Genomic DNA, 26,991 nt, shown 5'->3' on the forward strand with positions numbered 1-26,991 from the left:
AGGATCTCATTCGCTATCCTCTCCTGACGGACACATAAGCTGCCCTATGGGCGGCAAATTCAGCTCTCCATCCTCCGCAAAGAGGTATACATAGACGTTTTTGCCGTCCCAAACCACTTTTTTGACGATAGTACGCAGCAGGCGACGCCGTTCTTCAATAGTAGTCGAATCCACCGTGTCGGCGAATGACTCAATCATATCTCTATAGAAAAATAGATTTTGGCTCAGAGCATTACTCTGCCTAGCAAGCCTTTCCAATTCAGCAATTCTTGTCTGCTCCTGTTCGCTCTGCCGGTGCAGCTCATCAATCTGCTCCATGACGTATTTGGCCGAGGTCTCGCTGGCAACGGACAGAGATTCCACCAGTCGTTTGATGCGGGCTTCTGTTTCAGCATGGTTCTTCACTAATAAAGTCAACTCAGCTTCATAACTTGCTTTGTTGTCATTGATTACTTTCTTGGTTTTTGACAGTAACTGGCCAAAGTCTTTTTTGTCGGTGGCAACCTTACGTATTTCCTCAACAATCTTAGCATCTAGAGTGTTGCCGTTGCAGTTTTTCATACTACAGACAGTACCATGACTGCGCTCTTTGGTGGAGCACATATAGGTGTAAATCAACTCCCCATTAGCATTAGTGCGACCAGTCAGTTTCGGGCGCATATAGTCACCGCACTCGCCACAACGCAGAAGGCCGGACAAAAGCGCCACATTGCTGCGCGGTTTGCGATAGCTCTTGGATTTGTTCACGTCCAGCATAGACTGTACTCGTACCCAGTTTGCACCGGAGATAATGCCGGGATGTTTCCCCACTGCCACAATCCAATCTTCCATCGGGCGAATCTGAGTAGCCTTGCCAGGGCGTTGGAGCGTGCGGTTGTAGGCCATAATACCGTGCTCACCGTCAAACTCCGATGGCTCAGCAAAAAGGTCTACGTTGTTCTCCTTGAGATACTGATACGCCGTATCGTCAGCAATCATATAAACCGGATTTGTCAGAATACCCCGGATGGCAAAGCGTGTGAACTGCTTGCCGCGCTTTGTGACACAGCGGTGCTCTAATAAGTACTGGTCAGTTTTACTGAGGGAGCCACTTTCCGTGAACACAGAAAAAATTGCCTTTACCAGCTGAATCTCCTCCGGAATAGGTTTGAGCTTACAAGCTTTTTTAACCTTGCCATCTACTGTTACGCTGGACAAGCTTTCCGAAGCGTAGCCAGTTGGTGTCGTCCCGCCCAGCCAGCGTCCGGTCTTGGACAGCTCATGCATGTTGTCGCGGATACGCTCGGCTATGGTTTCTCGCTCCAGCTGGGAGAACACTGACGCGATATACATCATTGCACGCCCCATTGGAGAGGACGTGTCGAACTGTTCCCGGATGGAAATGAAGTCAATGTGCCGGTCACCCAGATCCTCGATGAGCTTTGCAAAGTCACCAATATTGCGGCTGATACGGTCAAGGCGATAGACGACAATAGCAGCGAACTCAATCTTCTGGGAATCCTTCATCATCTGCTTGAACTGCGGACGCTCCAGATTGCCGCCGGAAAACCCTTCGTCCTCATATACAAGCGCATGCTCCGCCTCGTCTTCGCCAAAGTGCATTGCAATATATTGGCGGCACAGCTCAATCTGGTTCTCAATACTTTCGCCTTTCCCGGTAAATTTGGATTTGCGGGAATAGATGACGTATTGCTTCACCTGCGGCTGGTCTGTTGTTTTCATAGCAACACCTCGCATTACATTGTTAGGTTGTTAGATATATTGTAACGGATTGGAACCCATTTGAAAAGGTGCAAATGAGATTTTTTGAAAAGTTCTCCAAAGAACGTTATACCCCTTTATACCCCTTTCAAAAGGGTATAAAGGGGTATAACGTATTCTCACTGCCAGTTTCGTTTCAGGACTTCGCTTTTGAGATACAGCGTGCTCTTCTCCGATGTTTTGATTGGATGCAGCTTCCCGCGTTTCGTCAGGTCAATGATATTCTGCCGGGAGCAGCCCAATATCTCCGCCGCCTCCGCTGCATTGATAACTCTGTGCGTGGCAAAGTTCCGGAAATCCTCAATAGTCAGCGGAACGCTTTTGCCGATCCGGTAGAGCATCGCATCCGAGACGGTCATGTTCACATCCCATGCAACGCCATATCCGCCCGTCTGCATCTGCACATGCTGAAAATAGTCCGGCTTCTTGAGAAGAATCTGAAATGCTCTTGTCTTTTCAAAATGCTTCTGCAAATCGCACTTCTTCACTACGCCATCCCGGAAAAATACCAGCAGGCAATGGTTCTCCAGCGGCAGCACATCTTCAATTCTCTTTGAGAACCGCCGCGTAATTTCTTCCGGAAGCTCCTTCTCGTTAATGGGAACAAGGTAGTAATCATCCTGTGCGCATCGCCCCATTGCCAGCATCAGAAGCTCGTACTCATCATATTCCTTCAGATGATTGTCGCGCAGAATCTCACCGATGTTCTGGCGGTCGATCGGAACGATCCGCTGCTGAACCCAGATCTTGCTCCAATAGGAATTGACTGTGGTTTCCCCACGCTTCACAAAGGAGTCCAGCAACAGCGGCGTTTCCCATGCATCCGCATTTTCAGGCAGCTCAATATAGAACTGCTTTTCCTGCTTGTAATACAGGAGGTACGCCAGATCCTTCTGCTCCTGCGTCGATTCATCTCGAATTGCAAAAATCTTCATATGCGCTCCACCTTTTCCAAATCATTTCCCATACGCCTTCAGAAAAGACCCACCAATTTCGATAGAATTACGGTGGACAGGCCATGACAAATGGGTCAACTCCTGTTTTTCCTTCATAAGCTGCATATGTACATTCTCACTCCCCATTATCGTACTTCATTACTTGTCATACGTCAAGCTATAATGCAAAAAGCCGCCACCCTGATTTCACTCAGGGCGGCAGCTTAAACTTGTTTATAGCAAATCGGATAAACAAGTTGACACTATTGCTTGGAACGTAAATGTTCAACTACTGCATCGATAAGCTCCAACTTTTGTTCCGTAGAGCAGGGCAATTTCTGCACCATCTTTAGCGCTTGCTCTGCGTGGAACTTGGCCAATTCCTTGCTAAGTTTCGCCTTTCCTTCCGGCGTGGTCGGCATAATCAAAAAGACTTCCATATCTATTGTTCCTTTCCGAAAACTATGTGTGAGTTGTAGCAAATCGCTGCAACTCACGGTGGTTATCCTAAAATTTCCAAGTGTTTTACGGCTCCGGCTTTTCAACAACGAAAAGCGGGAATAGGTCATAGTTTCCATCCTTATCAGAACTCAAATTGAGCTCAGATAGAACCTGCTCCTGAACCTCAGGTTTAAGATCACAAATATATATTTCAACGCTCATGTGTCATCCTCCATATATGACTACTTTGCAAATTAATGGAGAGAGCTGCAGCAACCCGCTGCAGCTCTCAAATCATTTGTCTCGGAAAAGGTGCTTGTAAAGGTCATCCACACCCTTTTGCTTTTGTGTCCAGGTAATCGGTGCCATTTCAAAACCGGCAGCCGCACCCATCTCAATATAACGATCACGCGCTTTCCGAACTTCCTCTTTGACCTGATAATCCGAATCGACCATGACGTTGATTCTCTTCACGCCAATGGAGTCTAGTTCTTCAAGGGCTCGTTCGTACTGAGAATAGCTCGGTATGCCTGTAAGGCCCACGAAACCACACTCATAAGGTGAACCCTGCGCGAAGCTGTAGGCAAGGTCGGACTTCATAACTCCCTCCGTAAGGCAAACCACTTCATCGCCTTCATGAACGCCGACATAATGCGGGCAGCACTTCGACTGTGTCCCGTAGTACTGGTCAACACTCGTTAGGTTATAGAATTTCTGGTTGTAGACCTTATCAAGCCGAACCTGAATGGCTTCAATTTGGCCGAGCAGGTTTCGGTCGGGTAGCATGATTCCCGAGCCTCGGATATCCAACACCCATTGGCCAGAGTCCTTCTGGCAGTAAAATCCGGGAACCCCATCAAGAATGCAGCCACGCTCCAACAGCTCTGTAACAATCCGTTTCAAACGTGTTGTGGGCGTCGTTCGATAGCATAGCAGCTCCATCTCCTCTGATTTTAGCCCGCGCTCTTTCAAAGCGGATTGATGTGTTGGGCATAGAGTCAATAATGAGAGAAGGTTGGAATACGTATTATCCCGTACCTCAGCCGAGGCAATAGGGAGTTCTACCGTTTCTATGGAGCGAGGCTTCCGCTTGCATTTGCGCACCGGTTCACCTCCATCTGGCCCGAATATTTTGCAGAGTTCTTCGTAAGCCGTATGGAGATTGACATCACAGTACTCCGCATAAAGATGGAGGATACCCCCACCTTTACCACAGCGGTTACACCGAAACACATTATCGCGGATCTTGACATTCATATGAGCTTTTCGATCTGCACAGAATGGACACCTGCAATGCAGTTGAGTCCCGGTATCTCGTATGACTTCGATGCCAAGAAGATCAACCACTTGTTCAATATCACATGGCAGATCAGGTATTCTGCCCATCTAAACCACCTCCCTTAGCTAGGGGAAGAATCAGCTGGCCATCTGGCCTACCGTTTCCAAAAGCTTTGTAGCCCCTGCTTTCAGTGCGAGATTATGGCCGGAATAGTTCTTCACATACCACGCGAGGTCCCCTGGGCTCTTCATAGCGATTTCGCCAAGAGACCAGCCACTAAAGCGGCCAAAATCAACCTTGACGGCTTTCGCCTGTTCAATGGTCATGACACGCAAGTACTCATCCAGCGTTTTGGGGGGCTCCGGAGCAGGAGCATGAGACTGCTGCACAGGAGGCTGAACCTGCTGCTGAGCAGGCTGGGTAGATTTAGGCGCCGTCGCCGTCTGAGAGAAGGCAGGAGGATCCGCTGTCGGTTGAGCGGTAAAACTCGCCACAACACTACCAGGGTGTCCTGCATCTTCATCAGGAGGCATCTTGATTGGGGCATCCGCGATAATACCGGCCAGCGCATCACCATTCATACAGAACTGCGTACCATAACCTGCATCAGCCAAAGCGCGGCCCTTTGCGACTGTTTCGGCGATCTCCAAGAAGCGATCGCCAAAGCGCTCTTCCGTTGAGAAACGCTGAGAATACGCCTTCCCAATGAACTGGTCAGCTGGGTCAGCCTTATCGGCATAGATCCTGCAGCATACGATTGCATTCTTCTCATCAACTCGGATAAGCTCCGGGTCGATCTTTCCATTCGGATGGTGCAGGCGGAACCAAAGAAGGCGATATTTGACATCAAGGTAGAGATCGTTTTCGCCTTCCTCACCCACGGTAGTACGCACGAAATCAGCGGGGTTAAAACCATCGACAGCGTTGATGGCAGGGATCACATTAGAGTTCGATTCACTCATGGTAATTGTCCTTTCACAATAAATGTAGAAACGAGGCAGCTTTTGACCACCCCGTTTCCCAAATAATCACGCTACTCGCCGACTCAGCTCGCGGTTATAATAAGCCACGATTCGATCCGCGAGTACCGTATTCCTTTGACCCACATCACATTTATGGATCGCAACAAAGACTGCCTGCTTTTGCCCAATCAGGATGACCTTCGACTTGGCTCTGGTCACAGCAGTATAGAGCAAATTCCGCCGCAGCATGATATAGTGCTCTTTCAAAAGAGGAACAATGATGACAGGATACTCCTGTCCTTGGCTCTTATGAATGGTCGTACAGTAGGAGAACTCCAAATCCTCCAGCATTTCCTGCGTGTACTGTAGTGTCCTTCCATCCAAAAGCCTCACGCATGTGATCGTCTCATCATCCTCTTTCTTCATGTCGGTTATGACGCCGACATCGCCATTTGACACATTGATTCGATTTGCCGTCTGCATAATGCGGTCACCAACTCGAAATACTCGACTGCCACACTTAACCTCTTTCTTCAGGTTGTTTGGCGGGTTGACAAGGTCTCGAATGGTCTCATTCAACGCATTTGCCGCAACCGCACCTCGCTTACGGAGAGGTGAGAGAATCTGCACGTCCTCAATACCATGCAAAGAGACTTCCTGCAGATAGTTCTTGATGACCAACTGCGCAGCCTCTTCCGAGTTCTGAACTTCCAAAAACTGAAAGTCATCCCCGAACTGAAGATGTGTGTCGTTGTGGTTGATGGCATAGGCGTTTGTGATGATACGGCTATTAGATGCCTGGCGGAAAACAGTCTCTAAGACTGCCGTAGGAACCTTTTCACTTCGAATCATCTCTCGCAGCACATTACCCGCGCCAACAGATGGGAGCTGGTCAGCATCACCGACAATAATCAGCTGAGCACCCGACTTGATACGATCAAGGAGGATATACGCAAGGCGCATGTCCACCATTGAAAACTCATCAACGACTACCAAGTCTGCTGATAGTAACTCTTTGTCGTTCAGCGGGCTGTCTTCATCCGTCACAAGGCCAAGCGCCGAGTGAAGTGTAGAGGCGTACATTCCCGTCTGTTCTGCCATGCGCCGACTGGCACGGCCAGTAGGTGCAGCCAGCAGGACTTCATTCGCAGGGAACGCAGCTTTATAGATATCCAGGATGAATCGTAGTGTTGTGGTCTTTCCGCTGCCGGGGCCTCCGGTCATGATGGAGATCGGATGCGAGAGGCACAGCTTCACAGCATTACGTTGCGAAGGAGCCAGTCTTTGATGCAAGGTCCTCTCCGCATTGTCGATTTTGCTGTCCAGATCGTCGATCTTTGTAAAGCCCTCTTGGAGTATCATGGACACAATGCGCTTAGCTGACTTAACTTCGCACATGCGCTCGTAACTCAGGTATACACGGCTTCCCTCAACATAGATACGGGATTCCACACGTTCATTTGAGATCGCTTGGCGGATTTCCTCTTCGGAAACCACTTCATCATCGCAACCCATATTGAGAAGCTCATAGCACTGGCCAACCGTCTCATCAACGGATAGAAAAAGATGCCCAGATACGCGTGCCTCATCCAGCACATAGTTGATCGCACCGGAGTATCGCAAAGGGTGCTTTAAGCTGACTTTTGTTTTACGGGCAACGGAATCGACTGTCATGAAGCCAAAGCCTTTGATCTTACAGAGTTGGAATGGATCCGTCTTCACGATTCTCAGGCTGTTATCTCCGAACTCTTCTCGGATCATCGCAACCTTTTTCATCGAAACACCGAAAGGCGCCAAGTATATCATGAGATCACTCAAGGCTTTCGTTTCCCCGTAGGATTTGATGATAGCCTTGAGTTTTTTCTGGGCAATCCCCTTGACGCTAAGCAGCTTGTCCGGCTCTTTCTCTAAAACCTCCATCGTCTTATCGCCAAAGCGAGCGACAATGGCCTTTGCGGTCTCAGGGCCAATTCCTTTGATGATACCGCTGCTCAGGTAAGCAAGGATGCCGGCTTGATCTCTCGGCACGACTTCCTTACACATTGAAACCGACAGCTGTAAACCGTGTTTGGAATTCTCCCACGCTCCATCCAGTTCCACTTCCACGGCATCTGTAGCAATCAGATGATAGCCGATTGCCGTGAAATGAATCTTGTCGTCATGGCAGTAAGACCGATTACGGGCTTCCTTTGGAACAGACTCATCAGAAGTACTGTAGGCAAAAATGCAGAAGCCCTTATCGGACTTAAAGATGGTTCTTTCATATCGACATAGCATTTGATCACTCCTTATGCGATGGCCGATTTGACCACCTTAAAGATTCTTGATTCCGTCTGATCCACAAACTCATCATAGATATCAGGATACTGAGCTCGCAGAGCGGATAAACGGTCCTTTGATATTCCTTCCCGATACAGAGGATTGTAGGATACCTTGAAACACTCGCCGCCCTGTTCACAGGTTCCTTTGCATGCGGTACCCATCTCTTCGACGATGGGAGCATAGAGGGATTTGATGCGAGTCTCAAGTGCTTTTACCTGAGCATCTAAAGATCTCTTTTCCTCTTTGAGTGCCAGGATCTCCTTGAGGTTCACCACAAACTTGCGGTCAAGATCCACGGTCGGTTCGGACTTGTCAGCAGGGCCGAAATAGCGACGGAGCGACTCCAGAACCGCATCTGGCTTTTCGACCAGGGGTGGCTCCACACGAGCCATGACGTGATTATTCCAGAATGCCGACAGCTCCATGATCGTGTTCTCTTCTTCCTCGAGGTCACGCTCAATCTTTTGCCATACAAAGTCATTCTCATTATTTGAGAACAGGCAGGCAATGAATGCAACATCGATATTCATCACCGACATGTAGTGCCGAACCTGCAATTCATAGTGGCGAGGGACTGCTCCGTTCGCCCACTTGAATTGCATGTCATAGTGCGCCGTTTTGCACTCTAAGATGGCCTTACGTCCATCCGGCAGGGTTACAAAACGATCCACATCGGCAATCAGGAAGGGGAAAAACGGGTGTTGGTACATCCAGTGGTCTTCATACACAGATAGTCCGGTCTTCTTTGCGAAGATTTGAGCTACCACATCTTCGAGCAAATGCCCAATCTGGAATGTGATGCTTTTGTCCGGCCCATCATCTGACATGACGACCCCAATTTTGTCATAATAAAGGTCTCGTGCCGTGCGATATGGGGAGGAATTAAGGGCGACAGCTACATCGCTGCCGCCAATTCCTTTTCGCCTCCAACTGAGCCATTGATCCTCTGTTAGAGTTGTGATGTCCACCAATCTGTTTGGCGTGTAGTTCAGGTTCAGCCCCATAGCCTACACCTCCTCGCAGCGATCAAACCCACAATTGCCGCATTCTGGGCATTCCTGATCATCAGGATCCTCGAACGAGGCAAAGCTTGTTATCTCCCCGCAATGCCGACACTTATAAGCAAGTAGATCTTTTTCGGTGTGCTCTACCGTCCCTGTGTCATCGCAGGTAATGTGTTCCTCAAAACATATTCCCGGCTCTGAGGTCTGGATCATGACAGAAACGCCATCTTCTGCGCAGGCCTCTGAGAGAGTCAGGCACTCACTAGGAGAATTCTGAGGATATCCACCAATCAAGCAACTGTATGCTGACCATGCGAACGACGCGACAAACGAGTAACTTGCTTTGGCATCGACGGCAGGCTCGGAGAATTCTTTCATAGCCTCATCAATGAATGCTTGTCTTTTCGACTGGATGAAGCTCCGTGCAAAGAAACGCTTGCCTGGAATGGTTGAAGGATCGTCTTCGCTGACAAACCGTTCAATGAACGACTTAATGCCATCCCGTGTACCGGTGACATTTACATACCCAAACGCCCAATTAGGCATAATCTATCCTCCTTACTCTTCAAAATCAGTATTGTAGTGCTCGACGATCTCAGTCGGCTCGTCAGATGCACAGTTGCCGTAGACAACAGTCTGAAGTGCTTCCTTGTTTGGATCGTATTCTACGCAAGCCAGGATTGCTGTAGCGCCATCCTTGCGTACATAATCGATGAAAACGCCTGGATAGTCTGCTGCACAGTCAGTCTCATCGTGCTTAGCGTAAATCGCGAGTTGTCCTACTGGCGTATCAACAATAAAATGCCGAGTCTTTTCCATATTCAATCCGCTCCTTGTTTTCGGTGATATCTTTTATGACTGAATCCATAGCGGAGAGTACTACCTCAACTCCCTCGAAGATGTGGTCACTATCTAATGCCCACATCATGTCATGGAATTCGCCCTCTGGCGTATAGACAAAGCACTCCCACCAGTTGTTGTGTTCCATATCGAGTCGATACCGTTTATGCGTATCACCCATGGCAGCATATAAGGCATGATCCGTCTTCAGATATGGCAAAACATCAACGCCAAAACGTCCAGAGTTACTCTTATCTTTGACATAGAGTAATTCTGTACCATCACTCTTATCGTAAAGTGTGGCGTAGATATCTCCGCAGGCGTGAATGGCAAAAACACACCCGCGCACCTTGATAGATACCACCAGGCCGCCGTACCAGAGGGAAGAATACTGCTTGCGGCAAATCGGCTGATGGAATTCAACTTTGATAGGTTGATGTATCTTTCCAATCTGCTTTCTGATCTGCCAGCAAAGGTGTAGACGTTGTAAGGTGCTGATGCCTTCGAAGGTTATATTCTTCATGTGAGATCACCACCTCTTACCACTTAAAGTCACCGGGATGATCATACTCATGCCAATTCACATTCAAGGCACGAGATACAATCTCCTCCAACTGAGCAATCCTCAGCCCAGAGGCACCGTCACACTGCGCAGAGAAGATCACATCGCTCATCTGCATGAAGAGTTCATAGGCCGTGCAAGGACTGTCTCCATGAATTGCTACGAAATAGTCCATAGCTTCATAGGAGGCTTTCTTCGGGGCCTTGATTCTTTTCAGAACACGCATGAGTGTAGTGACGGGATAGCGGATCTCGATGTTCATGAGCTGCACTTGCTTGTCCAGCGCCTTTTCAAATTGCGCATAGACCAATCTGAGCTGTTCCTCAAAATACTGCATATCCACACCATTCTTGTGTTCGGTGCGAATGGAGTACCCCAATGGAACAATACGGCTCTCGGCACCAACCAGAAAAATCGGATAGAGATTTGCGCCGCTCATGCCCACATCGGAGGTGGAGAAACGCAGTGCGGGAACCAGTTTGTCGGCACGCAGGCCTTTGGCGGCAATCTCCCTATGATATGTATCGAGAAGATTGTCTGCCTGGCCATCCAGACACCAGATAGCGGTTGCGATAGAGTGATCAAAGTGTGCGGTCATGAAGCGATTGCCGGGATACTCTCGATCGAGAAAGTCATTGGTCGCTTTGAACAGGGGCAGCATCTCCATGACCGTGTAGTCCTTGGGATCTCCACCGTGTACTGCCGATACCTTCTCATCTGCGACTTTGATCAGGCTGTCACCAGAGGCAACGCCCATGCAGTAGTTGAGGATCTCGGCGAATACCGTCTTGGAAACTTTGTTGAGTGCATGCCCAGAGATGCGTGCGCGCTCGAGAACTGTCTTGATCGCACAGGAACGGACCGGGTAGTCCTTACCATCTACCTTCAGCAGGAGGCTGGTATTCTCCATTGTGTCCTCCAGAACATCTGCATCGCCGTTGTGGTCGTAGATCTGCATATACAGATTTCCGAGCGTGGATCCCCGTTCCACCGGCTCAAACCGGAGTTCCTTGGACGGGGCTGTCATCCACTTGCTGCGGGCCTGCCGAGCGCTGAGGAACTGAAAGAAGTCCCCCGACTCGCTGAAGCTACGACTGAAGTTGTCCGCGAATACTTTACTTTCCATCATTTGCTTGTTCCACCTTTCAAATAAATATTTCTCAAACCCGCAATGCGGAATTTGGACAAAAAAAGAGCGCTCTGATCTGAAAACTCAAATCAAAGCGCAAAGAGAGCGGCGAAACAAATTGTTCGCCCAGAAGTGCCAATATGAATTGGCTCACAGCTTATGAAGCTCCGCATCGGAGATGAAATCTAATAAGTACGGAGATAGGATACCATTAGATCCATCCATTCGCCATAATACCCATTTCTGCTTTCTGGGCAAAAACAACTCACGAGTATTGTGTATTCCTCCCCTTGAACGCAAACCTCTTTGGTATTCTTATGGAGGACAACAGCGTTCTCAACTTCTTCTATGACGTGCCGAACGATGCCTATTACTATGAAGCCGTCAAGTGGGCAGCAGAGAACGGCATCACCGGCGGCGTTGGTAACAGCCTCTTTGCACCGAACCAGCCCTGCAACCGCGCTCAGATCGTGACCTTCCTCTGGCGCGCGGCGGGTTCCCCCGTGGTGAATTACCTGATGCCGTTTACCGATGTGGACGAGGGCGCATATTATGCCGAGGCAGTCCGCTGGGCAGCGAGCACCGGCATCGTCACCGGTCTGACGGAGACGACCTTCGGCACAGACAGCGTCTGCACCCGTGCGCAGGCTGCGGCCATGATCTACCGCTGCGCTCAGGCGCAGGGTAAGGGCTTCACGGGCGCGTGGATGTTCCACCTGCCGTTCACCGATGTGCCCGAATGGGCGTATGAATCGGTGGCGTGGTGCTACATGAACAGCGTGACCACGGGCGTGAGCGAGACATCCTTTGCGCCGGGCAATGACTGCACCCGCGCGCAGATCGTCACGTTCCTGTGGAGAGCGTTCAGCAAGTAAATAGGCGAGTTCGTAGTGCTCCGCCACTACAAGAAGGAGGAGACGCATCAGATGCGTCTCCTCCTTTTCATGTTTGTCACACATAATTTGGGTTACAGCTTGAATGATTTTATATCAATCATAATTGGAAAGCTCAATTCCTCTGTCATTCGTCGAACACATTCTTCCGTTTCTGCACCCACCTCACTAATTACCATATGCGTATGATCCGCATTCCATCCACATAGGAGAAAGCTACCCTGCTCCGTCAACTCGACTGTACGCCATACGGGGCAACTGCCATCGAACTTGACGGAGCAGCCGATCATCTTACAGTGCAATGGCATTGTAGGTTCCGGAAGCCTCATAACCACGCAGACTCGGTCAGCAGAATGAAAATCCGTTACAGTAAAGTCGGCAGAAGAATATTCAACGAAGTCTCTTGTGCCTTTCGCATCTGGCTCGATATAGTTATACGCTGTTGCCAAAAGCTCGCCTCTCTTTTCTATCGCATACTGAGTGAAGCGTTTTGGCTGAGCATAAAAGGTGTATGGCAAATGCTCGTGCTCGTTATAGTACCTCTGTAATGCAGCGCTATACATTTTTTCCCTCCTCACAAGTTTCTCCAATGTCATGGGCTCTAAAGTAGATCCCTCAATGGCACCTTTCGTTCCACAAACCAACGGCCTATCGTATTACCCGTTAGATTGGTGGATCGTTCAAAATAGAGATATGTTCTTGCACCATTGACTTGGATGGTGTAACGATCGCCTTGCCCGCCGGCTTTTGCAGCATAGGCTGGGCGAATATCGATCACGCGGTCTATTTCATATTTCTGGCCATCCTCCCAGATGATTTCCCTAGGCAGCATTGTCCCATCCGAACGATGCTCTACAAAAACGCTCACATAGACCTTATAAGCCTCACCTGGCAGCATACTTAACTCAACGGCTGCTCCAGATCTCGCTTGAGGAAATCCCCATGCGCGATATACGGAGCTATGATTCTTACACCTTGGCATTGTAGAATCCGGAGCTTGAAGTCCAGTAACTCAGGTGGCACATACAAACACTTCGCTGTCTGATAAAAGTCCATTTGCATCTCCAGCGCTTCTAAGACGGTGTCATCGCTGAGCATGAACTCCGCAGCAAACACATTTGCCTCATACTCCATTCGACTTGTATCCTCAAACATCGCAAACTCATGGAAGGTGTTAATGGCAGAATCGCTGTGGAGGACTGCATGCCCCAGCTCGTGCGCAATGATGATCCGTTGAATGCTGTCGGGCAAATCACTGTTGATTACAATCAGTTTGCACCGAGAAGAAACCAGGAAAAAGCCCTTGCAGGAACGGGGACTCTTTCCCATTGGACGATCCATCACCTGGATATCCAAATACTCGCAGATCTCATACGGGTCATCTGTCTGATATTTCATTTTCAATCGACTTACTTCCTGCCTAATCGTCATCGTCAGCAATCCACTCGCCTCACTTCAGAAAGTAGTTTTCTATTATACAGCCTGACAGTACCACAAGGGTTGTCCAAAAATCCGTACACTCAGAATATACCTGCTTACTTTTTGTAGTCTTTACGGGTGAACTTCTCGCTGGCTCGCTGCTTATTAGCAAAATACGCCTCAGTGACTGCTTGGAAGAAAAGCTCCTTATCCTGCTCAGGGACATCTCCACCAGCAAAGAGAGCACGCGTTTGTGTCAGCAGCTGCTCTACATCAGTTGCTCCTTTACGGCCATAGGCTGCTCTTGCGCTCTCGATGTATGGTGCCTCTTCAAGTCCATAGTTGGGGTCTACGATCTCATCGTTGCTTAGATATGCCGTGGAAACACCCAGCACCTCTGCCAACCTCTGAAGATTTACACCGCGAGGCATTACACCTTGTTTTTCGTATTTGGTAATCGTGCGCAGCGTGACACCAATCTTATCGGCCAGTTCTGTTTGCGTAAGGCCCAGATGCGTGCGGCTCTCTCGAATCTTTTCACCAGTCGTCTTCATAACCGTCTCCTCTCGCAGGTTTGGAAAGTTTTTGAAAGTTCTATTGACAAACCATTTTCTGACCTGCTATTTTGTTATTAGAACTTATTGGAACTTAATAGAACTCGGTTGGAACTTTAGGCTCATTATATTCTGCGAATTGGAACTTGTCAATAGGAACTTTTAGGAACTTGATGGAACTATTTCTTGAAGGTTATGGACAGGAGGTATGCCGAATATGGAAGGCCGAGTTGTATTGCATAGTGACCTCAACAACTGCTATGCGAGTATTGAATGTATGCTGCATCCGGAATTGCGTGGAAAGTACATTGCGGTTTGCGGCAGCACAGAGGATCGACATGGGATCGTTCTTGCGAAGAACCAATTGGCAAAGCAATGTGGGGTGAAGACAGGTGAAGTGATTTGGGAGGCAAAGCAAAAATGTCCACAACTGACGATTGTAGAACCGCATATGGAACAATATCTGAAATTCTCCAAAATTGTCCGCTCTATCTATTTGCGATACTCTCCGGAAGTCGAGTCATTTGGCATTGATGAGAGCTGGATTGAACTGACTGGGTCTCCGCTTCTCCAGCAGAAAACTCCGATTGAAATCGCCAATGAGATTCGGACTACTGTGAAAGAAGAAGTCGGACTCACCGTTTCCATTGGCGTCAGCTTCAATAAGATTTTTGCGAAACTCGGCTCAGACATGAAAAAGCCAGATGCCGTGACTGTCATAACGCGGGAATCCTTCAAAGATCAAATCTGGCGGCTCCCCGTTTCAGACCTGCTCTATGTGGGGCGAGCAACGACGGAAAAGCTTCGGCTCTACGGGATCCGTACCATCGGAGATCTGGCCCAAGCGGATCGGGCAATGCTAATTCGCAGGCTTGGCGTCAATGGTGAAAAGCTGTGGGTGTTTGCCAATGGACTGGATCAATCGCGCGTTATGCCATGCGACTACCAAATCCCCATCAAGAGCGTTGGACACGGAATCACCTGCACAGCAGACCTGCGTACAAATGAAGATGTTCGACATGTTCTGATGGAGCTCTCACAGGAAGTGGGCGCAAAGCTGCGGAAAAGTAAGCTGGCTGCCACGCGGATCCGCATCAGTATTCGCGACAACACACTGTCTCAGAGAGAGTATCAGGGGAAGCTGGAATTCCCAACTCAAAGTTATACAGAGATTGCTGCGGCTGGCTTTAATCTGTTCTGTCGGCGTTATCCATGGAATGCGGATGTTCGATCTCTGACGATTAGCGCGATCGACCTGATTCCCTCGGATACACCAATCCAGCTCGATCTCTGGTCTGATTTTGAGAAGCATAATAAGCGTTTAACTTTGGAACGCACCGTGGAAGATATCCGCCATCGCTATGGGCTCAGTATGATCAATTTCGCCGCACTCACCACGGGGCTGAAGATGCCTGCCCATCGGGAGGTTGAATACAAGATGCCCTCTGTTATGTATCACTGAGGAGGTATTGACTATAAGCGCAGCAGTTGAAACGACTCAAGCCAGACACCCCATTTTGAGCAATGGCTATGGCTCCATCCAGATCGACGGATTTTCTGGTCTGATTCCCAAAAAGTGTTTTTGCATTATGGCCGATGGACATCGCTATCAGGAGCACGGCATTTCCACCGGCAGCGTGTTGTTCTGTCAGAGGGCAGCCGAGATCAATGACGGTGACTTGATCATCGTGAAGGAAAATGGAGCCTTCGCACTCTATCTCTACCTGAAAGATCGTAAAGTCAAGGCGGACGGCGAAAAGCGCATCCTCCACAATAAGTCCAAGGCCTATGCCAAAGTTCTTGGCTCCTTCAACTTTTACCATTAAAGAGGCCTGGCAGAAAGGACAAATAATGAGTAAATTCCAGAACTACTTGAAAACCTTTGACATCACCAGTACCCTCACCGAGGAAGATATTGATAAGACCTTGGCGCTGCTCCAGATTTACGGCCCCGCAGTTCGAAGGACTGCCTCTCGCATCGGCGAGATGGAAGAAGAGTGCTATGAAGGTAGACGGCAAAGCATCTCCGACTTCATCAATCTGGCCATCGACTATGACCGTGACACTGACCGGAAACGCATCGCCGATCGCCTTGCCGAGATGGGCCACTCCATGCAGCTTCTGTCCGTCATGGAGGATGCCCTGGTACTCGTGAAGGACACCCCGCCCAATGGAGGCACCTATTTCAATATCCTCCAGGCAAGGTACTTTGATGTCTACTGCACCTCAAATGAGGAAGCATATCTCAACCTCGGAATCTCCTCATCTACATACTATCGGCACATCAAGCCCGCTATCCGTGCCTATGCAGCAAACCTCTGGTGTGTCGTAATCCCCGATCTGATCATCAGGGAGCACCTGCAGCAAAACGGTAGCGTCACCACTCAGGTGGAAGTCTCGTGAGAGACAAATGAGAGACAATGTGGCAGTCAGATGAGAGAAAACATGATAGAAAATCGGGAGGAAATTGAGAGCCAAACGAAATTGTAGTGTAGAGACTCAGCAGGTATAATGGATTATGCTGGAGCACCTATAGCCTCTCGGGTCTATGATCCGAGGGGCTTTTTTCATACCCTTGTGCGCCAGCCAATACCGGAACAAAGAGCCGACCATTCTCGAAAACGAGAGTGGCCGGCTTTTTTGTTGCCCTGATTGGGAGCGTAATCCATGTCAAGAGCCAGCTACTGGGCCCGTGCGCCCCCTTCAAGTCGTTCGTCCGCATCCGCTAACGAAACGACTTGGAGGTAACACATGAAGACAATCAAAATCAAGGACTACTATGGCATTTATCAGGAAATTCCCGTCAGCGATGAGCTGTATGAAGAATGGCGCACTCTTCAGAATGAAACACAGCGCGTCCATCGCAAAGAAGTATATCACCGTGATTGGACACCAATCGAGGACCTTTTCGAAATGCCGAAGTCTTATGAGCAGAACCCGATGGAAGATACGTTGCTGTGGGATGAGCAGGTCGCTGCGCTGTATGCAGCGATCGCGCAACTCACCCCGATCCAGCAGCGCAGGATCCACATGCTGATGGAGAATATGACGATCCGTGAGATTGCCCGTCAGGAAGGGTGCCATATGAACGCAGCGCTGAAATCTGTCAACGGTGCGCTCAAAAAGCTCCACGATCTTCTGAAAGACTGGGCATAAATGCCTAAAGGAAAAACATTTAGTGTAGTTGTTGTTCTATGAGAACACTATGCGTAATTTCTTTTAGATGCTTCGAGTGCGACATCACACGCACTTTGTTAAACGAAATGAGGAGGTTCCAATCCATGATTATCTCTGTCGATCACGGCAATAAATCGATCAAGACCCCGAACGCGCTTTTCACCTCCGGCCTGATTTCGTCCGAAGGGCTGCAAGGATTCAAAACGGACTATATCTGCTGGAACGGGCGCTACTATACGCTGACAGAACAGCGCATTTCTTATCTGCGCGACAAAACCGAAGACGAGCGGTTCTATGTCCTGACGCTCTTCGCTATCGCTAAGGAACTGGAGCGGCGCAAGGCAGCTGAAACGCTGGATCCGATTGACATCACACTACTGATTGGATTGCCCCCGGCGCACTATGAACAGCTCCACAGTTGCTTTGAGCAGTACTTTCTGCGGCGCCGTGAGGCCATTGACTTCGAGTACAATGGAAAATACTACTCGATCCGCATCAGCAAAGTCCTCAGCTATCCTCAGGCATTTGCGGCTGCTGTAACACAGTACAGTACGCTCAAGACCTATTCTGTTGCCTACATCATCGACATTGGCGGCTTTACCATTGACGTTCTCAAGCTGCGTAACGGACGTCCTGACCTGGCGGTGGTCGAAAGTTTTGAAAAGGGGGTCATCACCCTCTACAACAGCATTACAAGCAAATGCAATGCGCTCTATGCCCGGATCTTGGAGGACTGCGATATTGATGAGGTCATTCGCAATCAGCCTACTGTCCTTCCTGGTGAAGTGCAACAGCTGATTCGCAGCATGACTGGAGAGTTCCTTTCGGAGTTCTATAACTTCCTGCGTGAGCGTGGAATCGATGTAAAGACCAGCAAATGCGTGTTTGCTGGTGGTGGCTCTCTTCTCCTGAGAGGAATGATTGAGAGGGGAAATAAAGTAGCATTCCCCATTTTCATCGAAGATATTCATGCCAATGCACGCGGCTATGAACTCCTCTATCAGAGTGAGGTAGCGTCGAATGGGCAGTAATAGTAAGCCTCGTGTTGTGCTCCAGTTCAATGAAATGGACTTTCGGCACCGACGCGCACTCGATATTTTGCGGCAACGACCACGCAGCATGTCCGAACTAGTCGTCAATGCGGTCCTGCACTACACAAGCTGCCCAGAAGCGGCCAACGAGTTTGGCCGCGACTGGGTGGTGAGCATCGTCAAAGATGTTGTCCGCGAGATGGTCGCAAGTGGAGAACTCCAAGCTGTATCACAACCCACGTCCCCAAAGTCGGAGAGTCCAACGCTGGCGGCTGATGATCTTGCGGATCTTGGTGGTGTCATGGGTATGTTCCGGTCGAAGGAGTAATGCCATGAGCAACAAGAAATTTGGATATGCTCGTGTATCCACAGCTGAGCAAAATGAGGATCGTCAGGTTCTTGAATTGCTCGAGTACGGCATTGAAGAGCGTGATATCTATCTGGACAAGCAGAGCGGCCGTAGTTTTGAGCGAACAAACTACATGTCACTACGAAATAGCATTTTGCGTAATGGTGATATCTTGGTCGTTAAAAGCATTGATCGTTTTGGCCGTAATTACTCTGGAATTCGCACCGAGTGGGAATATCTTACCAAAACGCTTGGTGTGGACATCGTTGTCCTGGACACGCCCATTTTGGATACGACCCGATACAAAGATCTGCTCGGTAGTGTAATCACGGATATTGTCCTCGCCGTACTATCTTTCGGCGCTCAGCTGGAAGTTGATACCAAGTCGAAGGCACAGGCGGAAGGTATTGCCGCCGCGCATCTAAAGGGTGTCAAATTTGGGCGGCCAAAGTGTTCTGTAAAGGATTGGGATATCTATTACCCCAAGTGGAAGCAAGGAGAAATCACGGCTGTCGAGTGCTATAGGCAGTTGGGCGTCAGCGCATCGACATTTTATCGGTTGGTGCATGAGTTTGAGTCGGAGGGAAAAGCACGATGAAACGCTGCATTATATGAACGCTTGCCTTTCTGACCTTCGCGTTGTGAACCCGACGCTGCGGACATTCAGCGCAGCAGAGGCACGCATTGCGCAATCGTCTATTCGCTTTAATAATCTGAGTGCGGCAGAACTTGGATACCCCGAAAATGTTCGGCTCCTGATCAGTTCCGAAGGCACTACTCTGGCTATTCAGGCGTGTGATAAAGACGATCCATGTGCCGTTCCCTTTTATGTCCGGAAGAACCGCAGAGGATCTGAAGGGGCAGAAAAAGTGGACAACCGTAAGTAACCGAATGCTGATGCACATCATTCGCACAAAACTCGGTTGGGATAGCGGCAAGACGCCTCGCCGCTTCTATGGTGTACCTTGGCCTGAGCAGTATGCGATCCTGTTCGATCTGACCCGTGCTGCCCCTCCGCGCACCCGTACTCCTAATTTGTCGGTTGAAGATATGCTGCGCACCTACGAGCTGGCGGCATCTGGCAGCTTGATGCCTGTAGGGGACAACACATGGGCAAAAACGAACAAGTTTGCTTCTGTGCCGCCGAGTAGAGTGATTGAGGCTCAGTTTGTAAATGTGACTTAAAGCGAATGGCCTTCGGTATGTGTCGTACCGGAGGTCATTCGTTTACGTACCATTTCAGTACGGCAAATACCATAATGCTCATTTCTGATTTTTTGCCATCCATCTATACTGTGAGAAAGTACAGGATAGGTAGGAGAAGATCAAATGAGTACGAGATTGCAAATCATGGGCAGCCGGATTCGGACTGCACGGCAGTTCCGCCGCCTAACTGGTGAACAGCTCGCTGAGAAGATTGGTATTGCTGTAGACTCACTTCGACACATAGAAAACGGAGTCAGGTCACCAAGTTTCCAGCTCATTGAGCGCATCTCGGATATTCTAGACGTTTCACTCGACTACTTAGCTGGGAAGACGGATTCTCCTCTGGAGCATAGAGTTCGCAAGGAACTTGAAAACTCTGGACTAACGAAGGAGCAAGAAGATGCCATTGTTGAGTTGGCATTAAATTCGATCCCGATCATCAAAAAACACATTTGAGCAATGCACCTGTCGATCTGGCAGGTGCAATTTTATTTTTCATTCTCCCTTAATCCGACTGTTTTCGCGCTTTCACTCATGTAATATGTACTCACTTGATACGATTGTATCAAATCTGTACGGAGGGATGAAGACATGACAGTACAAAACGCATTAGAGGAAATGAAAGAACGCGCATTTGCCCCTGCTTTTCAAAAGTATTTGTTCGATACATACAAGGTACTGGCGCAAACAGATTTTTCCGAAGAGGAAAAGGACTACACAGCGGCTGAGGACTATTTCACCACCACATTGGAGCAGTCCGAGAACGAGATCCTAAGCCAGTTCAAAACCAATTACGAGGCAAAACTGCGGTATGCATCCCAGTATGCTTTCAACGCCGGCCTGTATTCCGGGTTCGTCCAGCACTTTTCCAATCAAGATCTTGTTGTCGATGGATTTGAAAAGCATCTCATGCAAGATCTCTTTGAGATGCCGGGTATGCAGCGCCATACTCTGTTTTTGAAGATGCATGACGAAAACAAGAAGCTTATCGAGCAGCTCGAGATTGATGGTGATGAAGAGCGACGAGAGCATTTGACCTCGATCGAGTGTGCGTGGGAGCAGCGCGTTCATTGGGCGGCCTGCCACAGCTTCTACTGCGGTTATCGTGCTGCGGTCAAAGTTCTTACTGCTGTTGACGGCGTGAGCACCTTTGACATGATCCCACACACTCTGCTGTTGGAATATCACTTGGGATATACGAAATCCTATGACCAAACGGAACAGCAGCATATTGATAGATAGCGGAGTTGAACGGCAGTAGCACAATACAAAGGGGCAATTCAATAAGATTCTCAATGACTTTACATGAATGACATGAAAAGACACACCAATCTGCGGGAATGATTTATCCCATAGATTGGTGTGTCTTTCGCTTCTACTATAATACTAAAGGCTGCGAGGTGTCCGTTCTTTCGGACACCTCTTCTTGTATGCTTGCGGTAGAGTTCGAAGAAAGAACTACCGGAGGTGTTGAAGATGTATGTGCTCGTTGATATGGAATGGATCTCGAATCAGCGTGGTAATCATTGGCCAACACAGTTGGCCGCTGCCCGCGTAGATGCGCATTGGAATACGGTTGATACTCTTTCTACGTTATTTCGCCCGAAAGACTTCTCCTTCCAGCAATGGGGGCATATGGCCTTTTCCGGCTGGAATAAGGAGCAGTTCCTCAATGGTGAAAGCCTTTATGCTGGATTAGATGCCTTCCGCCATTGGCTGCAACCGGAGGATACGATATGTTGGTGGCATCAGGAAGCAAGCGATCTGTTCAATATGTTCTCCAAGGTATCCGGTGTTCCTGATATGACTCAGCATGTCGTGTTGCTCTGTGATTACATCTACGGTTACTTAGCAGGTCAAGAAGCGTCTGTTGGAAGCCCTTATAAGATCTGCGCGGCGCGCAATATCGCCACGCCTTCTCCAGCACACTGCTCCGCCAACGATGTAGCAACCATGCAACTGCTTGCACAGGGCATTGGCTTTGAGCAGAAGCATTTACTTGAGCCGCCGAAAAGATGGGGCAACGACGCAATGGCACAGAAAGGTTCTTCTGCGTATAAGCTGCTCTATGATCCCCAGGCCAAGCTCCTTCATCAATCCGACTGTGAGCTACTACCTGATAATCGGCATTTCCCGGCATTCCTCACATTCAAGCTCCCAATTCGACGTAAGTACAAACCTTGTAGCTGCTGTAGGGATGAATTCTTAGATGCGCTGTGGGATCGCAATCAAGACTCTATCGCTCGCTCTGAATATAACTATGTCTACTCCAAGCAGTCCAAGATCTTTCACACTAGAAAGTGCAGTCATGTACTGCTGGCCTATGATATTCAGGGAACCGTTTCCTACGACACCTGCCTTAAAAGCGGGCGACGGCCTTGTAAGCACTGCAATCCGGAGCCGATTGAGCACAAAACGATTGCTTTTCCGGTTCTTCCAAAGAAGCCGCAATCCCCTCAGGAGCGTTCTTTGAGCAAGGACGAGCAAAGTGCCATCGGACGCTTTAATCGTGCTAAACAGGAGCGTGAAGCTGCATTCAAGAGAGGCTCACTTTCCGATGCCGAGAAAAGCAACATTATGGCACTCTCGCAGCCAGGGCTGGCATTCTGGGCAAGTAAGGGGTATCGGACATTCCACCGCAGAAACTGCCCACAAATCACAGGGCTCAACCAGTTGGTCGGCTTCCCTCGTTATCAGGACGCTGTCCGTGCTGGGTACTGCCCATGCCGGCATTGTAAGCCAAGCCCGAAGCAAGATGTCGTCTATTCGATCCCTATCACAAACAAAAAACGTGTGGGAGAAGGCGTCGAAACCCTGGTGCAACTCTGTACGGAGCACTGCCTACCATTTCACCACGACAATCGATACTTCGAGATGCAGACAATGGTGGGCAAGTGGAAAATTGATATGGACTTACGGCCAGTCCGACTGGAACACATAAATCTCATCTCTCAGCCGGAGAACACAAAGAAATATCATGTGCAGCCCCGTCTGTTCCTTTCCCTGAAGGATACATTCGATTACATTATGCGACATGATAATGCCCTCATGAAACGGATCGAAGGGACAAGCCAAGAAGTACAACTTCAAATGGGATAATTGTTGTTTTCCACTCCTTCTATCCGTAAATACCGTTGGGGAGTGTATCCCCGGAAGCTTGCAAAGGAGTGAAAAATGATGACGCGAGAAGAAGCGGAGAAAGAGCTGATTGCTATGCTGCAAGAGGCGGAAGGTGGGCCTTCTTACTCCATGGGAGAAGTGGACGCTTATATGCGTGAGCTGCTGCATCCAAAAAACCAGATCTACCTGACAGGCGATACGCACGGTCGGTTTGAGCGGATCATCTCTTTCTGTGAGAGGCAGCAAGTTCAATCCGAAAGCACCTTCATTATCTTAGGGGATGTCGGATTGAACTACTATGGGGATCGGAGAGACAGGCGAGGCAAAGATGCGCTGGCACAGATTCCAATCACGTTCTTCTGCATTCACGGCAACCATGAAATGCGCCCATCTGAAGAGTTGGGCTATCAGGTGAAAGAGTACCACGGTGGGAAGGTATGGGTTCAGCCCGAGTATCCAAACCTCGTATTTGCCATTGACGGCGAGATCTATGATTTCTTTGGCCATTCCTGTATTGTCATTGGAGGTGCGTATAGCGTCGATAAATACTACCGATTGGCAAGAGGCTATAACTGGTTTGAAGACGAGCAGCCGTCCGATGAAATCAAGGAGAAAGTTGAGCGTGTGCTATCTGAGCGTGATTGGAAGATCGATGTTGTGCTGTCGCACACCTGCCCGCTCAGGTACGAGCCGACCGAAGTATTTCTATCCATGATTGACCAGTCGAGTGTGGATAAGAGTACCGAGCAATGGCTTGATACAATCGAGTCAAGGTTGCACTACGAGCGCTGGTACTGCGGTCACTATCATACGGACAAGGAGATCGACAAGATCCGTTTCATGTTTCAGGACTATGCGCTGCTGCCGCATCAGATTTCCCTTTCTGCGGAGAAGGAAATGATCCGCCGGATGCAGCGACAGGCCGAGATTGTCGAGGCGCTGGGCCTGATGGATGAGGCTCAGGAGGAGAAATAAGAGGGTTTTACATGAGCACATATTACGACTTTATGGTCGAGGCCAAGTATAAAGACAAATGGTACAACATCGACCTACATACAAAGGATTTTGACGGAAAGCTGCGGCATCAATACCTTGCAACCTTCTCCCGCAGCTTTGTTGGCCAATTGGAAAGCCTGATCGATGGCGCATGGAGGATCGATTTTGATGATCTAGCGGAAAGTACACAGAATCTCCTCCTATCCAGTATCCCTGCAGAGTGTGAAGATAGCGTTCGACTGGAGCAATTCTATGTTGCCGGTAATCTTGTGGATTTCGAGAAACTCCTGAAGGCGCCATACCAAAACGAATACTATGTGACGCGGAATCAGATTGCCGCATATGAGTCCCATGAGATCGATGACATCTGTGACTATTTAACTGTTCATGAGGTGCTTGAGCTTCCCTATACGGCTCGCAGCGAGTATGTCCTATATCGTTGGAATGATGTCTTTGATAATGCAGAGAAGATCCGCTCGATGGTAGATCGCCTGCGATTTCAGGTAGAATGCTTCAACGAAGCGCTTCCCTATGAGGCAGGTCAGTCCTATGGAGATCGTGCGGCTTCGCAAGTCCGTGTGATCTACCGGATTTCATGAGGAGGTCTATCACATGAACTACTTCATTGGAGACCTCCATCTCTTCAACCGGAATCAGACGGGTGAGGGTGTGAACTATGACGGGAGACCGTTCGCCACCGTGGCTGAAATGAACCAGTATATCCTTGAGCATTGGAACGCCAAGATCACCAACGGCGATACCGTTTATATTCTTGGGGATATGGCCATGCGGGGTAGAAACGAAGCACTCATCGCATTGGTCGCGCAGCTTAAAGGTCGGAAGATTTTGTTCCGAGGGAATCACGATGATCTGTCTGATTACAGGTATCAGAAGCTCTTCGCTGACATCACCGATTATCGCGAGATCAGCGAAAGCTTTGACGGACAGTCGTATAAGCTCTGCTTGATGCACTATCCCATTCTGATGTGGAATGGGCAGCATCGCGGATCAATCCTTCTCTACGCTCACACTCACAATACCGTGGAAGAGACGTTCTTCCAGAAATGCGTCAAAGGGCTCAACGAGAATAAGAAGCTGAGTGTTCAACAAGGAAAGCCCATTCGTGCTATCAATGTCGGTTGCATGATGCCATATATGAAGTACGAGCCAAGAACACTCAAGGAAATTCTCTCCGCACAGGACGCGAGAAAGGAATAAGGCCTATGTTACCGAAAGAGCTATTCCTCAGCACGCTAGAGAAGATTCAAAAGCAAGAAGCTCGCATTGACGAGTTTAATACCGCGCTATCAAAGATCTGCGATGGGTTCCCTGTGTTTGATTCGGAGAATCAGTACCTGATTGCGCTCCGGGAGCTGCTGAAATACACAATGCAAGATCAATATGACTACATTGGATGGTGGCTATATGAAGCGCCGGATGCCGGATACACAGTCTGGTGGGATGATGAGGACGGTAAAGAAATCCGCGTGGACTTGACAGAACCTGGTGCGCTCTATGACTATCTGGTGGAGTATGCCGCGCCGGAAGGAGTTCAGGAGGATGAGCTGTGAGCACACAATATTCTGTTGTTAATACACGGATCACCGAAGAAGTCGCCGAATTCCAGAAAAAGGTCTCAGCAATCCGAGCAGAATGGCTCCGAATGATGCGTGAGGCCTCTGTATCTGCTGACTTGCAGGAGATCAAAGAGGATCTCATAGACAAGCTTTCTGACCGTGCGCTATTCTCTGTTGAGGAACCAGAAGGGACATCCATTGTAATCGGAACGGCAAGAGCGGGCCATTTTTCATGGCGCACTGAGAATGGCTTCCATGACCTTGACTCAGTCATGCGTTGGCTCCAGTCACACCCGGACTACACAATCTGTGATGAGTATGGAACAATTGAAACGGCAGAAGAATTCAAGCAGGTATTAGACTGGTGCGGGACTTACATCTCCTCATAGTTAGATTGCGCGCAAAAATTCCAGTCTTTTAACCACAAGTTGAATGACAAACCTGAAGAGTTGTGGTATAGTACAGTCAGAAACCAAGAACAACTACTTTACAGAAAGGACTCCGTACCATGAAGAACATCTCTTCCGCTATCTTCTATATGAGCGAATGGCAGGCTATCTTCCAGTGTGAGGAATATAGCCTCTGCGAAGCACGCCCATATCAAGATAAGCAGAAGAATATGATCGGAATGAGTACCTGTTTGCCCGGTTGAACATCCGCCGGGAACTCCTTCCCTGAATGATCAAAGCCGCTTGTCTTGATTGCAGACAAGCGGCTTTTTTGCGTCCCCGAACGTGAACCATTCAGAGAAAGGAGGTGCCTGGAAATGGGTTTTCCGACGATCAACTTAACACGCACTGGCGCGAACATTATTCGGCTGCGCAAAGCGGCAGGTCTTACTGTACACGATCTGCAAATGGTATTCGGTTTCAATTCCCCGCAAGCCATCTACAAATGGCAAAACGGGACTGCGCTGCCGACGGTAGACAATTTGATCGTTCTCGCAGCTCTGCTGCAAGTGAGAATTGATGATATTCTCATTACGGACAACGCTGTTGCCTAAATGCGGGAAGCTCAGTTTCCCGCCCACGGTCCGCTCGTCTAAATGGTAAGGACACAGCTCTTTCACGGCTGCAATGACCGGTTCGAGTCCGGCGCGGATCTCCATAATACTGGGATATGGCCAAGCAGCTAAGGCACCGACCTTTGACGCCGGCACCGTTGGTTCAAATCCAACTATCCCAGCCATGATACGGTACTCAAGAGGTTTAAGAGAGCAGCTTGCAAAACTGTTATTCGTCGGTTCGAATCCGACCCGTATCTCCATCTGGTGCCTTCGTCTAATTGGTGAGGACGCAAGCCTCTCAAGCTTGTAATGCTGGGTTCAAATCCCGCAGGCATCACCATCATCATACAGGGGTATAGTTTAACCGGGAGAACAGCGGTCTCCAAAACCGCCCGTGGGTGTTCGAGTCGCCCTATCCCTGCCAATAT

34 protein-coding genes and 5 tRNA genes are annotated in these 26,991 nt (G+C 49.1%); 23 read left to right on the forward strand and 16 right to left on the reverse strand.

Going from position 1 to position 26,991, the window contains the following annotated elements; translation table 11 throughout:
* Positions 1–6: 6 nt before the first annotated feature.
* The 12 genes from H8S55_RS05855 to H8S55_RS05910 form a co-directional block, all read right to left on the reverse strand.
* Complete coding sequence (locus H8S55_RS05855; protein ID WP_186878184.1) at positions 7–1,722, reverse strand: recombinase family protein; 1,716 nt, start codon at positions 1,720–1,722, stop codon at positions 7–9.
* 158 nt (positions 1,723–1,880) lie between these two features.
* On the reverse strand, positions 1,881–2,696 hold the full coding sequence (locus tag H8S55_RS05860) for a helix-turn-helix domain-containing protein (protein ID WP_186878185.1): 816 nt from the start codon (positions 2,694–2,696) through the stop codon (positions 1,881–1,883).
* 263 nt (positions 2,697–2,959) lie between these two features.
* Positions 2,960–3,136: a hypothetical protein gene (locus tag H8S55_RS05865; protein WP_186878186.1), complete on the reverse strand. Its 177-nt coding sequence runs from the start codon at positions 3,134–3,136 to the stop codon at positions 2,960–2,962.
* An 85-nt stretch (positions 3,137–3,221) separates the two neighbouring features.
* On the reverse strand, positions 3,222–3,359 hold the full coding sequence (locus H8S55_RS05870; RefSeq protein ID WP_172592777.1) for a hypothetical protein: 138 nt from the start codon (positions 3,357–3,359) through the stop codon (positions 3,222–3,224).
* Positions 3,360–3,431: 72 nt separating this feature from the next.
* The gene (locus tag H8S55_RS05875) at positions 3,432–4,523 is read right to left on the reverse strand and encodes a CHC2 zinc finger domain-containing protein (RefSeq protein WP_186878187.1); all 1,092 of its coding nucleotides are present in this window, start codon (positions 4,521–4,523) and stop codon (positions 3,432–3,434) included.
* Between the two features lie 30 nt (positions 4,524–4,553).
* Complete coding sequence (locus H8S55_RS05880; RefSeq protein WP_186878188.1) at positions 4,554–5,378, reverse strand: hypothetical protein; 825 nt, start codon at positions 5,376–5,378, stop codon at positions 4,554–4,556.
* 66 nt (positions 5,379–5,444) lie between these two features.
* Positions 5,445–7,655, reverse strand: a complete 2,211-nt coding sequence (gene recD2 / locus H8S55_RS05885; RefSeq protein WP_186878189.1) for an SF1B family DNA helicase RecD2 — start codon at positions 7,653–7,655, stop codon at positions 5,445–5,447.
* A gap of 11 nt (positions 7,656–7,666) precedes the next feature.
* On the reverse strand, positions 7,667–8,704 hold the full coding sequence (locus H8S55_RS05890) for a YqaJ viral recombinase family nuclease (protein ID WP_186878190.1): 1,038 nt from the start codon (positions 8,702–8,704) through the stop codon (positions 7,667–7,669).
* Positions 8,705–8,707: 3 nt separating this feature from the next.
* Positions 8,708–9,250, reverse strand: a complete 543-nt coding sequence (locus H8S55_RS05895; protein ID WP_186878191.1) for an FmdB family zinc ribbon protein — start codon at positions 9,248–9,250, stop codon at positions 8,708–8,710.
* Positions 9,251–9,262: 12 nt separating this feature from the next.
* Positions 9,263–9,523, reverse strand: a complete 261-nt coding sequence (locus tag H8S55_RS05900; RefSeq protein WP_186878192.1) for a hypothetical protein — start codon at positions 9,521–9,523, stop codon at positions 9,263–9,265.
* Entirely contained in the window at positions 9,495–10,067 is a 573-nt protein-coding gene (locus H8S55_RS05905) for a hypothetical protein (RefSeq protein WP_119347283.1), read from the reverse strand. The genes H8S55_RS05900 and H8S55_RS05905 overlap by 29 nt, the downstream gene beginning before the upstream one ends.
* A 16-nt stretch (positions 10,068–10,083) precedes the next feature.
* Positions 10,084–11,235, reverse strand: coding sequence for a transposase (locus tag H8S55_RS05910; protein ID WP_186878193.1), 1,152 nt, complete (start codon positions 11,233–11,235; stop codon positions 10,084–10,086).
* 317 nt (positions 11,236–11,552) lie between these two features.
* Between H8S55_RS05910 and H8S55_RS05915 the strand changes: the two genes are divergently transcribed.
* Positions 11,553–12,110 carry an S-layer homology domain-containing protein gene (locus H8S55_RS05915; protein WP_207721773.1) on the forward strand — a complete coding sequence of 186 codons (558 nt, stop codon included), beginning with the start codon at positions 11,553–11,555 and terminating at the stop codon, positions 12,108–12,110.
* 92 nt (positions 12,111–12,202) lie between these two features.
* On the opposite strand, the gene H8S55_RS05920 is transcribed toward H8S55_RS05915, so the two are convergent.
* The 4 genes from H8S55_RS05920 to H8S55_RS05935 form a co-directional block, all read right to left on the reverse strand.
* A complete protein-coding gene (locus H8S55_RS05920) occupies positions 12,203–12,691 on the reverse strand; it encodes a hypothetical protein (protein ID WP_186878195.1) in 489 nt (162 codons plus the stop codon).
* Between the two features lie 38 nt (positions 12,692–12,729).
* Complete coding sequence (locus H8S55_RS05925; protein WP_186878196.1) at positions 12,730–13,026, reverse strand: hypothetical protein; 297 nt, start codon at positions 13,024–13,026, stop codon at positions 12,730–12,732.
* A gap of 2 nt (positions 13,027–13,028) precedes the next feature.
* A complete protein-coding gene (locus tag H8S55_RS05930) occupies positions 13,029–13,526 on the reverse strand; it encodes an ImmA/IrrE family metallo-endopeptidase (protein WP_243200504.1) in 498 nt (165 codons plus the stop codon).
* Between the two features lie 137 nt (positions 13,527–13,663).
* Complete coding sequence (locus H8S55_RS05935) at positions 13,664–14,101, reverse strand: helix-turn-helix domain-containing protein (protein WP_118624399.1); 438 nt, start codon at positions 14,099–14,101, stop codon at positions 13,664–13,666.
* A 217-nt stretch (positions 14,102–14,318) separates the two neighbouring features.
* On the opposite strand from H8S55_RS05935, the gene H8S55_RS05940 reads away from it, so the two are divergent.
* The 22 genes from H8S55_RS05940 (at position 14,319) to H8S55_RS06050 (ending at position 26,987) form a co-directional block, all read left to right on the forward strand.
* Complete coding sequence (locus tag H8S55_RS05940; RefSeq protein ID WP_186878198.1) at positions 14,319–15,563, forward strand: DNA polymerase Y family protein; 1,245 nt, start codon at positions 14,319–14,321, stop codon at positions 15,561–15,563.
* Between the two features lie 7 nt (positions 15,564–15,570).
* Positions 15,571–15,927: a S24 family peptidase gene (locus H8S55_RS05945; RefSeq protein ID WP_207721775.1), complete on the forward strand. Its 357-nt coding sequence runs from the start codon at positions 15,571–15,573 to the stop codon at positions 15,925–15,927.
* Between the two features lie 25 nt (positions 15,928–15,952).
* Complete coding sequence (locus H8S55_RS05950) at positions 15,953–16,504, forward strand: hypothetical protein (RefSeq protein ID WP_186878200.1); 552 nt, start codon at positions 15,953–15,955, stop codon at positions 16,502–16,504.
* A 348-nt stretch (positions 16,505–16,852) separates the two neighbouring features.
* On the forward strand, positions 16,853–17,257 hold the full coding sequence (locus H8S55_RS05955) for an RNA polymerase sigma factor (protein ID WP_186878201.1): 405 nt from the start codon (positions 16,853–16,855) through the stop codon (positions 17,255–17,257).
* 125 nt (positions 17,258–17,382) lie between these two features.
* Positions 17,383–18,309 carry a ParM/StbA family protein gene (locus H8S55_RS05960; RefSeq protein ID WP_186878202.1) on the forward strand — a complete coding sequence of 309 codons (927 nt, stop codon included), beginning with the start codon at positions 17,383–17,385 and terminating at the stop codon, positions 18,307–18,309.
* A complete protein-coding gene (locus tag H8S55_RS05965) occupies positions 18,299–18,637 on the forward strand; it encodes a hypothetical protein (protein WP_207721777.1) in 339 nt (112 codons plus the stop codon). Before H8S55_RS05960 ends, H8S55_RS05965 begins: the two co-directional genes overlap by 11 nt.
* A gap of 4 nt (positions 18,638–18,641) precedes the next feature.
* Positions 18,642–19,256 (forward strand): recombinase family protein, encoded by a 615-nt coding sequence (locus H8S55_RS05970; protein WP_186878204.1) that lies wholly within the window; start codon positions 18,642–18,644, stop codon positions 19,254–19,256.
* A gap of 197 nt (positions 19,257–19,453) precedes the next feature.
* Positions 19,454–19,843: a hypothetical protein gene (locus H8S55_RS05975; RefSeq protein WP_207721778.1), complete on the forward strand. Its 390-nt coding sequence runs from the start codon at positions 19,454–19,456 to the stop codon at positions 19,841–19,843.
* A gap of 144 nt (positions 19,844–19,987) precedes the next feature.
* Entirely contained in the window at positions 19,988–20,320 is a 333-nt protein-coding gene (locus H8S55_RS05980) for a helix-turn-helix domain-containing protein (RefSeq protein ID WP_119347296.1), read from the forward strand.
* A 135-nt stretch (positions 20,321–20,455) separates the two neighbouring features.
* The gene (locus H8S55_RS05985) at positions 20,456–21,106 is read left to right on the forward strand and encodes a hypothetical protein (RefSeq protein ID WP_186878206.1); all 651 of its coding nucleotides are present in this window, start codon (positions 20,456–20,458) and stop codon (positions 21,104–21,106) included.
* A gap of 234 nt (positions 21,107–21,340) precedes the next feature.
* A complete protein-coding gene (locus H8S55_RS05990) occupies positions 21,341–22,963 on the forward strand; it encodes a hypothetical protein (protein WP_186878207.1) in 1,623 nt (540 codons plus the stop codon).
* Between the two features lie 75 nt (positions 22,964–23,038).
* On the forward strand, positions 23,039–23,959 hold the full coding sequence (locus H8S55_RS05995; RefSeq protein ID WP_243200478.1) for a metallophosphoesterase family protein: 921 nt from the start codon (positions 23,039–23,041) through the stop codon (positions 23,957–23,959).
* An 11-nt stretch (positions 23,960–23,970) separates the two neighbouring features.
* Positions 23,971–24,579: a hypothetical protein gene (locus tag H8S55_RS06000; protein ID WP_186878208.1), complete on the forward strand. Its 609-nt coding sequence runs from the start codon at positions 23,971–23,973 to the stop codon at positions 24,577–24,579.
* A gap of 13 nt (positions 24,580–24,592) precedes the next feature.
* Positions 24,593–25,198, forward strand: coding sequence for a metallophosphoesterase (locus tag H8S55_RS06005; RefSeq protein ID WP_186878209.1), 606 nt, complete (start codon positions 24,593–24,595; stop codon positions 25,196–25,198).
* Between the two features lie 5 nt (positions 25,199–25,203).
* Positions 25,204–25,551 carry a hypothetical protein gene (locus H8S55_RS06010; protein WP_186878210.1) on the forward strand — a complete coding sequence of 116 codons (348 nt, stop codon included), beginning with the start codon at positions 25,204–25,206 and terminating at the stop codon, positions 25,549–25,551.
* Complete coding sequence (locus H8S55_RS06015) at positions 25,548–25,946, forward strand: hypothetical protein (RefSeq protein ID WP_186878211.1); 399 nt, start codon at positions 25,548–25,550, stop codon at positions 25,944–25,946. Before H8S55_RS06010 ends, H8S55_RS06015 begins: the two co-directional genes overlap by 4 nt.
* Before the next feature lie 377 nt (positions 25,947–26,323).
* Positions 26,324–26,560 (forward strand): helix-turn-helix domain-containing protein, encoded by a 237-nt coding sequence (locus tag H8S55_RS06025; protein ID WP_186878213.1) that lies wholly within the window; start codon positions 26,324–26,326, stop codon positions 26,558–26,560.
* Between the two features lie 27 nt (positions 26,561–26,587).
* Positions 26,588–26,664, forward strand: a tRNA-Glu gene (locus tag H8S55_RS06030).
* A 6-nt stretch (positions 26,665–26,670) separates the two neighbouring features.
* Positions 26,671–26,745 (forward strand) — tRNA-Gln (locus H8S55_RS06035).
* A gap of 1 nt (position 26,746) precedes the next feature.
* Positions 26,747–26,823: transfer RNA gene (locus tag H8S55_RS06040), tRNA-Cys, on the forward strand.
* Positions 26,824–26,826: 3 nt separating this feature from the next.
* A tRNA-Glu gene (locus H8S55_RS06045) sits at positions 26,827–26,903 on the forward strand.
* Between the two features lie 9 nt (positions 26,904–26,912).
* Positions 26,913–26,987: transfer RNA gene (locus H8S55_RS06050), tRNA-Trp, on the forward strand.
* Positions 26,988–26,991 lie beyond the last annotated feature (4 nt).

Origin of the sequence: Flintibacter faecis, assembly GCF_014287875.1 — a bacterium.
GTDB lineage: Bacteria > Bacillota > Clostridia > Oscillospirales > Oscillospiraceae > Lawsonibacter > Lawsonibacter faecis_A.

Excerpts from the sequence above, each read along its gene's own strand:
- H8S55_RS05880 (WP_186878188.1), bottom strand. The coding sequence starts at position 5,378 with ATGAGTGAATCGAACTCTAATGTGATCCCTGCCATCAACGCTGTCGAT.
- H8S55_RS06005 (WP_186878209.1), top strand. The coding sequence starts at position 24,593 with ATGAACTACTTCATTGGAGACCTCCATCTCTTCAACCGGAATCAGACG.
- H8S55_RS05995 (WP_243200478.1), top strand. The coding sequence starts at position 23,039 with ATGATGACGCGAGAAGAAGCGGAGAAAGAGCTGATTGCTATGCTGCAA.
- H8S55_RS05920 (WP_186878195.1), bottom strand. The coding sequence starts at position 12,691 with ATGTATAGCGCTGCATTACAGAGGTACTATAACGAGCACGAGCATTTG.
- H8S55_RS05985 (WP_186878206.1), top strand. The coding sequence starts at position 20,456 with ATGACAGTACAAAACGCATTAGAGGAAATGAAAGAACGCGCATTTGCC.
- H8S55_RS05910 (WP_186878193.1), bottom strand. The coding sequence starts at position 11,235 with ATGATGGAAAGTAAAGTATTCGCGGACAACTTCAGTCGTAGCTTCAGC.
- H8S55_RS05915 (WP_207721773.1), top strand. The coding sequence starts at position 11,553 with ATGGAGGACAACAGCGTTCTCAACTTCTTCTATGACGTGCCGAACGAT.
- H8S55_RS05930 (WP_243200504.1), bottom strand. The coding sequence starts at position 13,526 with ATGAAATATCAGACAGATGACCCGTATGAGATCTGCGAGTATTTGGAT.
- H8S55_RS05955 (WP_186878201.1), top strand. The coding sequence starts at position 16,853 with ATGAAGACAATCAAAATCAAGGACTACTATGGCATTTATCAGGAAATT.
- H8S55_RS05870 (WP_172592777.1), bottom strand. The coding sequence starts at position 3,359 with ATGAGCGTTGAAATATATATTTGTGATCTTAAACCTGAGGTTCAGGAG.
- H8S55_RS05935 (WP_118624399.1), bottom strand. The coding sequence starts at position 14,101 with ATGAAGACGACTGGTGAAAAGATTCGAGAGAGCCGCACGCATCTGGGC.
- H8S55_RS05965 (WP_207721777.1), top strand. The coding sequence starts at position 18,299 with ATGGGCAGTAATAGTAAGCCTCGTGTTGTGCTCCAGTTCAATGAAATG.
- H8S55_RS05940 (WP_186878198.1), top strand. The coding sequence starts at position 14,319 with ATGGAAGGCCGAGTTGTATTGCATAGTGACCTCAACAACTGCTATGCG.
- H8S55_RS05860 (WP_186878185.1), bottom strand. The coding sequence starts at position 2,696 with ATGAAGATTTTTGCAATTCGAGATGAATCGACGCAGGAGCAGAAGGAT.
- H8S55_RS06010 (WP_186878210.1), top strand. The coding sequence starts at position 25,204 with ATGTTACCGAAAGAGCTATTCCTCAGCACGCTAGAGAAGATTCAAAAG.
- H8S55_RS05905 (WP_119347283.1), bottom strand. The coding sequence starts at position 10,067 with ATGAAGAATATAACCTTCGAAGGCATCAGCACCTTACAACGTCTACAC.
- H8S55_RS05970 (WP_186878204.1), top strand. The coding sequence starts at position 18,642 with ATGAGCAACAAGAAATTTGGATATGCTCGTGTATCCACAGCTGAGCAA.
- H8S55_RS05890 (WP_186878190.1), bottom strand. The coding sequence starts at position 8,704 with ATGGGGCTGAACCTGAACTACACGCCAAACAGATTGGTGGACATCACA.
- H8S55_RS05855 (WP_186878184.1), bottom strand. The coding sequence starts at position 1,722 with ATGAAAACAACAGACCAGCCGCAGGTGAAGCAATACGTCATCTATTCC.
- H8S55_RS05875 (WP_186878187.1), bottom strand. The coding sequence starts at position 4,523 with ATGGGCAGAATACCTGATCTGCCATGTGATATTGAACAAGTGGTTGAT.
- H8S55_RS05990 (WP_186878207.1), top strand. The coding sequence starts at position 21,341 with ATGTATGTGCTCGTTGATATGGAATGGATCTCGAATCAGCGTGGTAAT.
- H8S55_RS06000 (WP_186878208.1), top strand. The coding sequence starts at position 23,971 with ATGAGCACATATTACGACTTTATGGTCGAGGCCAAGTATAAAGACAAA.
- H8S55_RS05865 (WP_186878186.1), bottom strand. The coding sequence starts at position 3,136 with ATGGAAGTCTTTTTGATTATGCCGACCACGCCGGAAGGAAAGGCGAAA.
- H8S55_RS05960 (WP_186878202.1), top strand. The coding sequence starts at position 17,383 with ATGATTATCTCTGTCGATCACGGCAATAAATCGATCAAGACCCCGAAC.
- H8S55_RS05895 (WP_186878191.1), bottom strand. The coding sequence starts at position 9,250 with ATGCCTAATTGGGCGTTTGGGTATGTAAATGTCACCGGTACACGGGAT.
- H8S55_RS05950 (WP_186878200.1), top strand. The coding sequence starts at position 15,953 with ATGAGTAAATTCCAGAACTACTTGAAAACCTTTGACATCACCAGTACC.
- H8S55_RS06025 (WP_186878213.1), top strand. The coding sequence starts at position 26,324 with ATGGGTTTTCCGACGATCAACTTAACACGCACTGGCGCGAACATTATT.
- recD2 (WP_186878189.1), bottom strand. The coding sequence starts at position 7,655 with ATGCTATGTCGATATGAAAGAACCATCTTTAAGTCCGATAAGGGCTTC.
- H8S55_RS05925 (WP_186878196.1), bottom strand. The coding sequence starts at position 13,026 with ATGCTGCCAGGTGAGGCTTATAAGGTCTATGTGAGCGTTTTTGTAGAG.
- H8S55_RS05980 (WP_119347296.1), top strand. The coding sequence starts at position 19,988 with ATGAGTACGAGATTGCAAATCATGGGCAGCCGGATTCGGACTGCACGG.
- H8S55_RS05900 (WP_186878192.1), bottom strand. The coding sequence starts at position 9,523 with ATGGAAAAGACTCGGCATTTTATTGTTGATACGCCAGTAGGACAACTC.